Genomic DNA, 12,829 nt, shown 5'->3' with positions numbered 1-12,829 from the left:
TACAAGTGAAATCAGTTTTTGGACTGTTAGGACATCCAGTGGGACATTCGATGTCACCGCTCATTCATAATGATGCATTTATTTCATTAGGTATTGAAGCGGAATATCATGCTTTTGATGTTACACCTGAGTTGTTGAAAGAAGCGGTTGCAGGGATACGTGCTCTAGGTATTATTGGTTGTAATGTAACGGTCCCCCACAAAGTCGCTGTCATGAAATATTTAGATGAAATAGATGAACAAGCACAATTAATCGGAGCTGTTAATACGATTGTTAATGATAATGGTCGATTGATTGGATATAATACGGATGGAAAAGGTTATGTTGAATCATTGCTTGAGCTAGTGCCTGTGCTCAGTGAAAAGCGTGTTTTAATCATTGGTGCAGGCGGGGCAGCACGGGGCATTGTGGCGGCATTATTGGATAGAGGGATAGCAAATTTGACAATAACGAATCGCACAATTGAGAAGGCAGAACCCTTTAAGAAATTAGCTGAAACGTTTGATATAAGAACGGTTTTAATGACAAGGGAAGAGGCTGAAAATAAGGCAGGAGAATTTGATGTTATCATTAACACAACTTCTGTTGGGATGAGCCCTCACATGGAACAATCACCTTTTTCATTAGAGAACATACGTGATGATGTAGTCGTCAGTGATTTAATCTATAATCCAATTGAAACCGTCTTATTAAAGGATGCAAGAAAACGTGGTGCTCAAATTTTAAATGGTGTAGGAATGTTCGTTAACCAAGCAGCTTTATCATTTGAACATTGGACAGGCCAAAAGCCTAATCGAAAGAAAATGGAACAGCTTGTTTTGAAACAGCTAGGAGGGAAAACATGTTAACAGGTAAGCAAAAGCGTTATTTGCGCTCTAAAGCCCATCACCTACAACCAATATTTCAAGTAGGCAAAGGTGGCGTAAATGAAAATATGAGTAAGCAGATCTCCGATGCTCTAGAAGCGCGTGAATTGTTAAAGGTAAGTATATTACAAAACTGTGATGAGGACAAAAAAGATGTTGCACAAGCTTTAACTTCGTCTACTAGTGCAGAGCTTGTGCAAATAATTGGTCATACAATTGTTCTGTACAAAGAATCCAATGAAAACAAAGAGATTGTCCTACCTTAAAAGTAGGCCACTGAAAAAGTACAAATCACCTTTTTCAGTACCTTTGATTTAAAGGAGTGGGAGTATGAAGCGAATTGCTCTATTTGGAGGGACTTTCAACCCCCCTCATCTTGGTCATATGCTAATGGCGCAAGAGGCGCTCTATACATTTGAGCTGGATGAAGTATGGTTTCTACCTGTCGGGCGCCCTCCTCATAAATCTGATCATGATTTGGAGTCTAACCAGGATCGGCTAGATATGTTATTGGCAAGTATTGATGGTCAGAAATCATTTCATATTTCAACGGTTGAATTTGAGAGAGAAGGACGTTCTTATACAATTGATACTGTCCATTTATTAAAAGAAATGTATCCGACGCATCATTTTTCCTTTTTAATTGGCGGTGATATGATTGATTATTTACCCAAATGGGAAAGGATAAATGAGCTCTTAAAACTAGTGCCTTTCATTGGCGTATCACGACCTGGAGCCAAGTCTCAATCAAGCTATGCTCAATATGTTAAGCAATTCGATATGGTTCAAGTCGACATTTCCTCTTCATCTATTCGTAAACGTGTGAAGGAAGGGAAACCTATTACGTATATGGTTCGAGATAGGGTAGAGTCGATTATTAAGGAGAGGGGATTATATGGATCGTGAGCAAGCTTTAGCGATTGTTAAGCAGCATTTAACAGATCATCGGTATATTCACACACTTGGAGTTGTAGAATCTGCAATTGAACTCGCAAGACGATTTGGAGCAGATGAAGGGAAGGCAGAATTAGCAGCTATCTTTCATGATTATGCTAAGTTTCGCAGCAAAGATGAAATGCGTACTCTAATAAGAGATCATCTTCAAAATCACACCTTATTGGATTATGGTAGTGAACTTTTACATGCACCATGTGGGGCGTACTATGTCAAGGAAGAACAAGGAATAACGGATGAAGATGTTTTGAATGCTATACGCTATCATACAACTGGTCGAGTAGGCATGAACTTATTAGAAAAAGTTGTTTTCCTAGCGGATTATATTGAGCCCAATCGTCAATTTCCTGGCGTGGATGTTGTTCGTGAGATCGCAAAGGTTGATCTAGAGGGAGCGATTATTCAAGCATTAGAAAACACAATTGTGTTTTTAATGACGCGCCGTCAATTAATTTACCCTGAAACAATGGCAACCTATAATGATTTAATAACAAAACAAAAAAGGGAGAAGTGATGCATACATGACATCCTCAATTTTACAGCTAGTCGCTCAAGCAATGGATGATAAACGTGGCGAGAACATCGTCGCATTAAATATGAAAGGTGTGTCGGTGATCGCTGACTATTTTGTCATTTGTCATGCTAATTCAGATAAGCAAGTACAAGCGATTGCAGAAGAAGTGAAGAAGTCTGCTCAAAAAGAAGGTATTGAAATTAAGCGCTTGGAAGGCTTTGATCAAGCTAGATGGGTTTTAATTGATTTAGGAGATGTCGTTACTCATGTTTTCCACAAAGATGAGCGTCCATATTATAATTTAGAGAAGCTATGGGGCGATGCACCTGAAGTGGCTCTTGAAGGAGTTATAGACTGATGACACTGAAGCCGGGGTTCTCTATGACATTAGAGGTCGTACGTAAGGCGGATTTTGGATTTTTCGTTAGTGATGGTAAGACGGATCTACTCCTTCATCAACGTGAGACAAAAGGCGAGATTGAAATAGGTGATAAGATAGATGTCTTTTTATATCATGACCATCAGCAGCGCTTGGCAGCAACGATGGAGGAGCCGTTATTAAAGGATGGCGAGATAGCGTGGCTTGAAGCGGTTACGGTTAAAACAGGTCATGGAGTGTTCTTTTATAATGGGATTTCACGTGATTTGTTTTTGTCGATGGATGAATTGCCATACGATCGAAATCTTTGGCCACAGCCTGGGGACAAGCTTCCCCTTTCTTATACATGGGATAAGAAAGGACGGTTAATGGCTAAAATGATGAGAGGTCAGGCAGTAGAAAAAGACGCTATTGCTGCCGAGCAATCATTAAAAAATAAAGAAATTACTGGATACGCCTATCACTTTTTAGATGATGGTACGTTGCTCTTCTCTGAGGAAGGTTATTTGGCTTTTTTGCATGATGATGAAGTGACAGAGCCTATTCGCTATGGTCAACGCCTTACTGTGCGAGTGGTGTTTGTTCGTAACGATGGACGAGTGAATGTGACGACAATGCCGATTCGCTCAGAACAACAATCTGAGGATGCAGATAAAATTATGGAGTATTTAAAGCAACGAAATGGTGCAATGCCGTATTGGGATAAAACACCACCAGAAGATATTGAAGCACGTTTTCGAATAAGTAAGGCAAAGTTCAAGCGAGCTCTTGGTAAGTTAATGAAGGAAAAGAAAATTGAACAACGTGATGGCTGGACTTATTTACGAAAGAGCTAGAGGGAGCTAAAATATGAGCTATCAATCGTTTGCGTCCGTTTATGATTACTTAATGTCAGATGCTCCATATGATCAATGGTTAGCGTTCACAAGGAGAAAGCTTGAGGCGAAAAAGAAGACTTTTTCGAACTCGGCCATTCTAGATATTGGTTGTGGAACAGGAGAAATGCTTATTCGCTTTCATAACAATGGTGCAAAGCAATTAACAGGGGTAGACCTTTCTATTGATATGCTTGCTGTAGCCCATAAGAAATGCGAGCAAGTATCTTGTTCACCGTTTCTAATTCAGCAATCGATGTCTGAATTTCAAACTGAAAATGAGTATGATTTAATTACGATTTATTGTGATTCAATCAATTATTTAGAAACAGAAGAAGAAATTAAGGGAACGTTTCGACGCTGTTATGAGCACCTAAAAGGGGATGGTTTACTCCTATTTGACTGTCACTCAGTTTCGAAAATAGCTCAATTTATTGGAGAAACATATACAGATGATGATGAGGATGTTTCATATATTTGGAACTCCTTTTCCGGAGAGTTCAATGACAGTGTTGAACATGAATTGACCTTTTTTCAACGAGGTGAAGATGGACGGTATGATCGTTATGAAGAATTACATAAACAACGTACATATCCGATTCAATCGTATATAAATTGGTTAGAAAGAGTTGGGTTTACTGTTGAAGCAGTAGAGGAAAGCTTTACAGAAAATCAAGCTACTGATGAAAGTGAGCGTTTGTTTTTTTCTTGTTCGAAGTAAGGCCCCTTAATGTATCGATTAAGGGGTATATTAAACTCTTGAATAATTAGATAGATCGTATTATACTAATAATTAACCAATGGTCAATAAAGGGGTATAAGATGTCACCACGTAAACGAGCATCAGAAGAATTAACGAAAGAAATGATCCTGCATACAGCTAGGAAGCAAATTGTGAATAAAGGCTATCAGCATGTTTCGATGAGAAGTATTGCAAGTGAGCTTGGTTGTAGTCATGGAGCTTTATATTATCATATGAAAAACAAAGCAGAACTTTTTTATTCAATAGTTGAAGCAGACTTTAACCGTTTGAATCGACTAATTGAAGGTATCGTATACGAAGAATCTGACAATCAAGATCAATTACTCTCATTGTTTTTGACATTTATTCAATTTGGCTTAAATCATCAAAGTGAATATGAAGTCATGTTTATGACACGTAATGAAGAAGTAGATAGCCTAACACATCAGTCTGCTCATTTGTGCTACCAAACTTTCGCTAAAGCGGTACACAGATTAGCGAAACGTCGTGTCACTTTACAAAATGTATACTCTGCTTTCGTAGCATTACACGGGTATATTTCACACCAACTTGGCTACGTAAACGAATTTATTGAAGTAGAAGAAGCTGCACGGTCTTATGCGCTGTTTGTATTAAGAGGATTACTAGATGATTGATACAATTGTTCCGTACAGCTTGAACTTTTTTATAAGCTTAATTGACCACTGGTTAATAATGATGAAGGATGATGTTAATGAAAAGAGTATTAGTCATTGGAGCGTCTGGGAGTATTGGTTATGCACTTGTAAATGAATTAGTTAATCGAGGATGGGAGGTCATTGCTTTTGCTAGAAATGAAGAGAAGCTCCGCTCATTATTTGGTCATCATGATCATGTAACAATTCAATCTGGTGATGCAAGGAATAAACAAGATATAGCAAAAGCGGCGAAAGGGGTAGAGGTTCTTTTTCATTCATTAAATTTCCCCTATCACCAATGGGAAGAGAATTTATTTATATGTTTGCAAAATATTTTAAGTGTAGCAGAAGAAAGTGATAGTAAAGTAGCTTATGTTGATAATGTATACGCTTATGGAATTCCTTCACGCAGTCCGATTACAGAAAGTGTAGAAAAGAGGCCACATACGAAAAAGGGGAAAATACGATTAGCTCTTGAGCAGCGGTTAATGACGAGTAGCGTTCCAACTTTACTTGTGCATATGCCAGATGTTTATGGACCTAATGCCAATGGCACAATCCTTCATGAAACATTAAAAAGTGTGGTGAAGGGACAAACAGGTATCTTTGTAGGGAACCTTCGAACTAAGCGAGAATTTCTTTATACGATTGATGGTGCAAAGGCAATGGTAGAGCTTTCTCTAAGAGATGATTGCTATAATCAAATATGGAATATACCTTCCACACATTCCATTACAGGATATGAAATTATGAAGTTGTTACGAACGGAAGTATCTTATAATAAAAAAATCATTCCGATCTCGAAAGCGATGATTCGATTTATGGGGCTTTTCTCACCGCTTATGCGAGAATTAGTTGAGATGATGTACATTTCTGAGACACCGATCATATTAAGTGGTGAGAAATATGAAAATGAGATAGGAGCTTTACCTAAAACACCGTATCAAGTAGGGTTAATCGAAACAATTGAGTGGTTAAAGAAACATGATTAGATTCATGCTAATATAACTATCGATGTGAAGGTGATAAAGAGGAGAAACTGAGTGAAGTCGTGAAAGGAATGGTTTTACAAGATAAAAAAATTATAATCTTGCAGGAGTTTTAGTAAATGTGTCGTAATTACTAAAGGTAGCATAGGGGTTCAATTGATATATCCACAAGCGTATGAACCCCTTATTGATTTACCTTTTTCTTGTATGTTCATTCATCGAGTTGGAAATGAGTTCTTGATCTTCATAATACTTTGCATGTGTTTGTTGAAAGAGATGGTCAAACATATAGTCAACCTCTTGCTCTAAAACTTTAATTCCCTCACCCGTAATACCTCCAGGTACACAGACACGCTCTTGTAGAGTTGGTAAAGTGTAAAATCCCTTTTCAAGTAACTTTCCTAATCCAATTATCATATTGGTTGTCAGAGTTGTTGCATCTTCCTTTGAAATCTGGGTCTGCCTTGTTGCGCCATCAATAAATTGTTGAAGCAAATAGCTCATAAATGCAGGTCCACAGCTAACGATATCTGATGAAACGCGAGTGATTGCTTCGTCAATAACGAGTGGTTTTGAAATGGTGGACATAAGTTCATGAATAAAGGCTCTGTCAGCCTCCTTGCACCGTTCACCAAAGCTTAATAGAGACGGACCTGTCATTGCGCGGTTTAAGATACTTGGAATCGTTCGAGCAACTTTGCTAGGAATCATTTCTTCCAATTGTGAAACTGTAATAGGACTTGTAATCGAAATAACTATTTGATCTGAGTTTAAATGATCCTTTAAGTCACGTAAGAGGTTAGGGAATTGAAGCGGCTTTACACAAATAAAGATAAGGTCGCAATGCTGCACTAAGTTTGTGCTCGATTCTACGACCTCAATCATTGGGAGCTTTTCTGACAAGTCATAGGCTTTTTCGATTGAACGGTTTGTCATCATAAAGTCATGATCCCTATATACACGAGCATCGATAAAGGATTCTAATAAGATTGTACCCATACTCCCTGTTCCGATAACCCCGATTTTCATCGTACATTCCTCCCGTCATTCAAAATTCACATACTTATTATAATGAACTATATGAATGCACATTTGAAACTATGCGGAAAGAATATCAATATTAACGTGAAATGTATTCATTCACCATCTGCTTTGTTACTTGTTTTCGCATTGGAAATTGAAAGGCTGAAGCAATGGTATTCATTTCTTTCGTAATTCGGTTAATCTCATTTGTTTCAAAATGTTGTCCTGCTCTTGCAAGCGAAAGTGCTCCTGCAATTGCGTGTTCTCTTTCTGCGTCTAGTTTCAAAAACTCTTTCTGTGCTTGGCGATGTTTTTTCACTTGTTCTGCGATTTGTAAATGTACGGTCATAGTTTAATCTCCTCGTTTCAAAAAAGAAATGTCTGTATAACAGAATAAAGGAAGTGTGCTAAATGATCAAGAAGATTCAACGTTATAGGAGATATGTTGGTGTAGGATTGGCTGTTTTATTATCAGTGGTGTTGGTTTACTTATATGCGAATCCGTTGGAAAATGAAGCAGTCGACATTGATTGGGGACAAGCTTCATTAGACCATACGGGTGAAATGGAAGATGAGGACTTAACAGAGTCGTTAAACGAGGTGATTATGGTTGATATTAAAGGTGAAGTTCAGTATCCAACTGTATATTCATTGCCACTTGGAAGTAGGGTATACGAAGTGATTGAACTAGCGGGTGGGCTAACAAAAGAAGCTGATGAACGACAGGTGAATTTCGCTCAATTAGTAGAAGATGAAATGGTCATTTATGTCCCAGCTTTTGATGAAATGTGGAATCCGGTTAACATTCAACAGGTAAATGGCGTAGAAACAGGGAAAGTTTCCATTAATACTGCAGATGAAAAGGAGTTAGAAGCGTTACCAGGAATCGGTCCTCAAAAAGCAGCTGCTATTATTGCCTATCGAGAAGAGAATGGTCCATTTCGTTCAGTAGAAGAATTACAAAACGTGTCTGGTATTGGTGAGAAGTCAGTTGAACGTTTAGAAGGAGAGGTTGATTTTCGGTAATGTCAGCGATGGCTCCGCTCGTTACACGTTTTTATGAAAGACCCCCTATTTTTTATGAAAACTTAAAACCGTTGTAACCGTTTTTAAAAATAGGCAATGGTTTCGCACATCGCTTAAAGGACACCGAAAAAGTTAGAATATAAACTTTACCAGTTCCCGTGCTATCGCGTTTTTCTTAGTTGACGTTTTTTAATAATTTTTCTACACTAACGTAAGTAAAGAGAAGAGGTGTACCTATATGGAGAGAATTTCATGGGATCAATATTTTATGGCTCAAAGCCATTTATTAGCTTTGAGAAGTACATGTACTCGCCTGATGGTTGGGGCGACTATTGTTCGAGATAAACGAATTATCGCAGGTGGCTATAATGGCTCGGTATCAGGTGGAGCTCATTGCATAGATGATGGCTGTTACGTTGTAGATAACCACTGTATACGGACGATACATGCAGAGATCAACGCACTGCTACAATGTGCAAAGTTTGGTGTTGGAACAGAGGGTGCTGAAATCTATGTGACTCATTTCCCTTGTGTTCATTGTTCGAAGGCTATCATTCAAGCAGGTATAAAAAAAATATACTATGCATCCGATTATAAAAACCACCCTTATGCAGAAGAGATGTTTAAAGAGGCTGGTGTAGTAGTGAAGCAAGTTGAACTAGAAATGCTCAGTGTTGATCAACATCATTTGGACAAGCTTAAGTTTACTGCTGAGCTCTTGGAAAAGCTTGAAGGTGCGGGTTTTGAACAAGAAGAATTACTTCGATTACGTGATGAGGCGAACACGTTATATACACAAGCTCCTATTAAGGGTTAATCAAATGCTTCGATACTTACCTCTAATTCCTTATATGGCAACGCTTGGACTTATCATTTCGTTAAGAGGTCCAAGCATACTGCTTTATCTTCTTTTCCTGCCTATTCTCGTATTACTTTTTTCACAACACTCGTTTCGATCACTATTACTTATACTACTTCTACCTTTTCTATTATTTGTATGTATTGGTTTTTATATTAAAGATGATACGACTGTATTCAATGGGGAAGAACAAGCGTTAGAAGGAAAGATCATTCAAATCCCCGAAATAGATGGTGATCGAATGGCTTTTCGCTTTCGGACGCTTGAAGAGGAAGATGTTGAGGTTCGACTCTTTTTTTCAACTGAAAGAGAGCAGGAGATTGCATTAACGTATGGCCCTGGTGAGCTTTGTCGAGTTGGTGGGGCGTTATCAGCGCCTAATCCACCTACCAATTTTGCTCAATTTAATTATCCGAGATATTTGAAAGAACATAATATGTATTGGGTATTACAAGCTGTTCATCTTCATTGTGTACAGCCTCCAGCTTATTCTATATCCGAGAAGCTACAACGTTGGCGACAGCATAACATGAGGAAGCTGGAGCAGAATCTAAGTCCAGACGTAGCAAGTGTCGTACATGCACTTGTATTTGGAGATCGAACGTTAATGGATGGCTCTGTGTTAGAAGCATATCAACGATTAGGTGTCATTCATTTATTGGCTGTTTCGGGTATGCATGTCGGGTTAGTCGTTACTGCTAGCTTTTACCTTCTGATCCGATTTGGAATAACACGTGAACGAGCGCTTGAATGTTTAATTGTTTTTTTACCTGTTTATACCGTGATTGCTGGTGCAGCTCCTTCGGTTATACGTGCAAGTCTTATGACAGTTGTCGTGCTTCTTTGTCTACGTCTAAAACAAAAAATCCCCCCATTAGTCGGTATAACGGTTGTCTATCTTCTTTATTTATTCATCTCACCTTATTCCTTATTCCAACTTGGTTTTCAGCTTTCTTTTCTTGTTTCATATGGTTTGCTTTTATCAGCTAAAACGATTCGTAGCTATTCCTCTTATTGGAGCCAACTCATAGCTGTAACAATGATTTCACAACTACTTTCACTTCCTATTTTGTTATGTCATGTTTATGAAATTGCGTGGTTAAGCTTACCTATTAATTTGATTTTTATTCCACTCATTACATTCGTCTTTTTGCCCTTATCGTTTATTGGATTTATTATTTCGCTCTTTCTACCAATGACATTTAATGTTGCTTTTTATTTATTAGAATGGATGGTTCCGCTTAGTCACCATATTTTAACGGTGCTATCTAATAAGACATTTGCAACAATCGTTGTTGGTGAGCCTTCAGAGTGGATGGTTGTTTTTATGTATGGGGTCATTTTCTTTTCGTTGCTTTGCTTTGAAAGAAGAAGAAAGCATTGGTGGAAATGGCCAATTATGTTACTACTGGTTGTGCTAGTGATTCAAATAGGAAAGCCATATGTGGATTATCGTGCACATATAACGATGATTGATGTTGGGCAAGGAGACAGTTTTCTAATTGAGCTACCCTTTCGTCAAGGCGTGTATTTAATTGATACGGGAGGTCAGCTTACCTTTGTTAATGAACAATGGCGTGAACGTCGAGCCCCATTTGATGTAGGGAAAGATATTGTTGTACCTGAATTGAAGCAAAGAGGGATTAGTCGATTAGACGGTTTAATTCTGACGCACGGTCATGCTGACCATATTGGTGGAGTAGAAGCAGTAGTTAATATGATTCAAATCGATAAAGTGTTATACAGCTTTGGTGAAGTAGAAGGTGAGCTTGAGAAGGCAGTCTTAACGGAATTAGCTAAACACGGTACCGCTATTCATTTTGTAAAGGAGGGTATGAGCTTTGAGAAGCAAGGCGTGACATTTTATATATTAGCGCCAGTTGGCAAGGAGCAGGGGTTAAATGATCGTTCGATCGTATTGTATGTTGAATTGGAAGGAATAACGTTTCTATTTACAGGTGATCTCGAAGAAAGTGGAGAGCGTATGTTATTGCAACGCTATCCGGATTTAAAGGTTGATGTACTTAAAGTAGGCCATCATGGTAGTCGTACTTCGACGACTGCTCCATTTTTAGAGCAATTGGATCCATATGCGGTATTTATTCCAGTAGGGCGCTCAAATCGATATGGTCATCCACATGAAGAGGTCATTGAACGATTGACGGACCAAGGTGCGTTCATTTTGCGGAGTGATCAAGATGGAGCTGTTCGATTGACCATTCATAATGGGAAGGTATCTATTACTAGGGCAATGATGCAATAGGAAAAGCCCATCTACGCATGATAGCGATAGACGAGCTTCTCTTTACATTGCCTACTTTTGATTTTAAAAACCAGAGAAAATATCAACAATTGATGCGATGATAAAAAGTGTGGCAAAAAAACCAAAAGATACAACAAAGGCAACACCAGAGTCAATTGCATCATTACGTTTACTTTGAACTTCTTTTTCAAATTGATTCATCTGGCACCCCTCCTTTTCCCTCATAAGTATAAGTGATGCGATAAAAAAAAGCTAGACCGATTCAATTAAAAGGAGTTGATTCAATGAATTGTTCAAGAAATTGTTCACTTTTTAAGGTGAGATTTAAAAAAAGTATTTTGTTTTTTTTCTTATCGCGTTCGATTCGAAAGAACTGTAAAGAGTTGTCACCTATAGTTTTAAATCGCATAGGATACTATAACTAGTGCAGGGGCGATTTATCGTTGTGAGTGTGATTGCCCGGGGTCACAGTTCATAGCGTTTATTATAAATGGGGGCTTGGCTAATTCGAGCTTAAGCCTCCTTTGCAAAACTTATACTTGTCATTTTTTCATGAATTGTCTAAGCTAAAGACACAAGTAGATGATTCCATGCGTAGCTTTTCCAATAGATGAAAAACTATGCATACAAAATGGGGAATGAACGGTGTCTTATTTAACAATAAAAAAAGAAGTGGAAAAGGGAAAGGTTGCTCCAATATATTTTATGTATGGCCTGCAATCATTTCTAATGGAAGATATTATACAAGCTATCATTCGACAACAGGTTGGCTCATCGGACGATCCAAATGTGATTACATATAATGTTCAGGAGACGTTAATTGACCTTGCGATTGAGGAAGCAGAAACAGTGCCTTTTTTCGGTGGGAATAAGGTGGTCATCGTGAAAGATTGTCTTTTTGTAACAAGTGCTAAACAAGATACAAAGCTCGATCATAATTTAAAGTCGCTTGAGCAATACGTGGAAAATCCTGTACCTGAAACAGTTCTTATTATTTGTGCACCTTATGAAAAACTAGATGAACGTAAGAAACTAACAAAGCGTTTGAAAAAGCAAACCGTTGTTGATTGCTCTCCATTTGATTTGAAAACGACAGAAAAATGGCTAGAGGAACAAGCGAAAGCAAAAGGTGTCTCGTTTATTGGACAAGCGAAAGAAAGGTTAATTGAGCGAGTAGGCATTCAGCTACTTCAGCTTTCCTCAGAAATAGAAAAGCTCACCTTATATGTTGGTGAAAAAGGTGAGATAACCGAAGATGTTGTAGACTTATTAGTTGCACGCTCACTTGAGCAGGATGTCTTTGCTTTAATTGAGTATGCAGTTACGAGGCGAGTTGATCGTGCATTAATCATCTATCATGATTTATTAAAGTTGAAAGAGGAACCACTCAAGATTCTTGCCTTGATCGCACGGCAAATTCGCATTTATTATCAAGTGAAAGAAATGTTAAGAAAATCTTTTTCACAAGGTGAAATTGCATCGCAATTAAAGCTTCATCCGTACGTTGTTAAGTTAGCGAGTAAACAAATTAGACGTTTTTCAGAGGGGTTTCTGCTACGAATGCTTGAGGCGACAGCGGATGTTGATTATGCGATTAAAACAGGAAAAATGGATAAGGTTCTTGCTGTTGAATTATTATTAATGAAATTTGCTGAAGAATGA

At 38.1% G+C, this 12,829-nt stretch carries 16 protein-coding genes; 13 read left to right on the top strand and 3 right to left on the bottom strand.

Annotation, left to right across the window (positions count from 1 at the left end; translation table 11 throughout):
* The first annotated feature begins 5 nt into the window (after positions 1-5).
* The 9 genes from aroE (at position 6) to ACERJO_RS03930 (ending at position 5,999) form a co-directional block, all read left to right on the top strand.
* On the top strand, positions 6-848 hold the full coding sequence (gene aroE, locus ACERJO_RS03970; protein ID WP_247105094.1) for a shikimate dehydrogenase: 843 nt from the start codon (positions 6-8) through the stop codon (positions 846-848).
* Positions 842-1,132, top strand: a complete 291-nt coding sequence (gene yhbY / locus ACERJO_RS03965) for a ribosome assembly RNA-binding protein YhbY (protein ID WP_247105093.1) — start codon at positions 842-844, stop codon at positions 1,130-1,132. Before aroE ends, yhbY begins: the two co-directional genes overlap by 7 nt.
* A gap of 64 nt (positions 1,133-1,196) precedes the next feature.
* On the top strand, positions 1,197-1,772 hold the full coding sequence (locus ACERJO_RS03960) for a nicotinate-nucleotide adenylyltransferase (RefSeq protein ID WP_373646621.1): 576 nt from the start codon (positions 1,197-1,199) through the stop codon (positions 1,770-1,772).
* Positions 1,762-2,334, top strand: coding sequence for a bis(5'-nucleosyl)-tetraphosphatase (symmetrical) YqeK (gene yqeK, locus ACERJO_RS03955; protein ID WP_373646619.1), 573 nt, complete (start codon positions 1,762-1,764; stop codon positions 2,332-2,334). The genes ACERJO_RS03960 and yqeK overlap by 11 nt, the downstream gene beginning before the upstream one ends.
* A 7-nt stretch (positions 2,335-2,341) precedes the next feature.
* On the top strand, positions 2,342-2,692 hold the full coding sequence (gene rsfS / locus ACERJO_RS03950) for a ribosome silencing factor (RefSeq protein WP_247105090.1): 351 nt from the start codon (positions 2,342-2,344) through the stop codon (positions 2,690-2,692).
* Positions 2,692-3,549 carry a CvfB family protein gene (locus tag ACERJO_RS03945; RefSeq protein WP_247105089.1) on the top strand — a complete coding sequence of 286 codons (858 nt, stop codon included), beginning with the start codon at positions 2,692-2,694 and terminating at the stop codon, positions 3,547-3,549. Before rsfS ends, ACERJO_RS03945 begins: the two co-directional genes overlap by 1 nt.
* 13 nt (positions 3,550-3,562) lie before the next feature.
* Positions 3,563-4,309 (top strand): class I SAM-dependent DNA methyltransferase, encoded by a 747-nt coding sequence (locus ACERJO_RS03940; protein ID WP_247105088.1) that lies wholly within the window; start codon positions 3,563-3,565, stop codon positions 4,307-4,309.
* A 101-nt stretch (positions 4,310-4,410) separates the two neighbouring features.
* On the top strand, positions 4,411-4,986 hold the full coding sequence (locus tag ACERJO_RS03935; RefSeq protein ID WP_247105087.1) for a TetR/AcrR family transcriptional regulator: 576 nt from the start codon (positions 4,411-4,413) through the stop codon (positions 4,984-4,986).
* A gap of 77 nt (positions 4,987-5,063) precedes the next feature.
* Positions 5,064-5,999: an SDR family NAD(P)-dependent oxidoreductase gene (locus ACERJO_RS03930; RefSeq protein WP_247105086.1), complete on the top strand. Its 936-nt coding sequence runs from the start codon at positions 5,064-5,066 to the stop codon at positions 5,997-5,999.
* A gap of 189 nt (positions 6,000-6,188) precedes the next feature.
* Here ACERJO_RS03930 and comER read toward each other — a convergent pair whose 3' ends face one another.
* Positions 6,189-7,025, bottom strand: a complete 837-nt coding sequence (gene comER / locus ACERJO_RS03925; RefSeq protein WP_247105085.1) for a late competence protein ComER — start codon at positions 7,023-7,025, stop codon at positions 6,189-6,191.
* Between the two features lie 91 nt (positions 7,026-7,116).
* The gene (locus ACERJO_RS03920) at positions 7,117-7,368 is read right to left on the bottom strand and encodes a DUF2533 family protein (protein WP_247105084.1); all 252 of its coding nucleotides are present in this window, start codon (positions 7,366-7,368) and stop codon (positions 7,117-7,119) included.
* A 62-nt stretch (positions 7,369-7,430) separates the two neighbouring features.
* Here ACERJO_RS03920 and ACERJO_RS03915 point away from each other — a divergent pair, with 62 nt between their 5' ends.
* The 3 genes from ACERJO_RS03915 to ACERJO_RS03905 all read left to right on the top strand — a co-directional run bounded on the left by ACERJO_RS03915 (position 7,431) and on the right by ACERJO_RS03905 (position 11,167).
* The gene (locus ACERJO_RS03915; protein ID WP_373646617.1) at positions 7,431-8,045 is read left to right on the top strand and encodes a helix-hairpin-helix domain-containing protein; all 615 of its coding nucleotides are present in this window, start codon (positions 7,431-7,433) and stop codon (positions 8,043-8,045) included.
* Positions 8,046-8,283: 238 nt separating this feature from the next.
* Positions 8,284-8,862 carry a ComE operon protein 2 gene (locus ACERJO_RS03910; protein WP_247105082.1) on the top strand — a complete coding sequence of 193 codons (579 nt, stop codon included), beginning with the start codon at positions 8,284-8,286 and terminating at the stop codon, positions 8,860-8,862.
* 4 nt (positions 8,863-8,866) lie between these two features.
* Entirely contained in the window at positions 8,867-11,167 is a 2,301-nt protein-coding gene (locus ACERJO_RS03905; protein WP_373646614.1) for a DNA internalization-related competence protein ComEC/Rec2, read from the top strand.
* A gap of 63 nt (positions 11,168-11,230) precedes the next feature.
* On the opposite strand, the gene ACERJO_RS03900 is transcribed toward ACERJO_RS03905, so the two are convergent.
* Positions 11,231-11,368, bottom strand: a complete 138-nt coding sequence (locus ACERJO_RS03900) for a YqzM family protein (protein WP_035345665.1) — start codon at positions 11,366-11,368, stop codon at positions 11,231-11,233.
* 444 nt (positions 11,369-11,812) lie between these two features.
* Between ACERJO_RS03900 and holA the strand changes: the two genes are divergently transcribed.
* Positions 11,813-12,829 (top strand): DNA polymerase III subunit delta, encoded by a 1,017-nt coding sequence (holA, locus tag ACERJO_RS03895; protein WP_247105080.1) that lies wholly within the window; start codon positions 11,813-11,815, stop codon positions 12,827-12,829.

Origin of the sequence: Halalkalibacter sp. AB-rgal2, assembly GCF_041821005.1 — a bacterium.
Classification (GTDB): domain Bacteria; phylum Bacillota; class Bacilli; order Bacillales; family Bacillaceae_D; genus Halalkalibacter.
The sequence above is the reverse complement of the archived record's forward strand: the minus strand, read 5'-3'. Positions and strand labels throughout refer to the sequence as shown.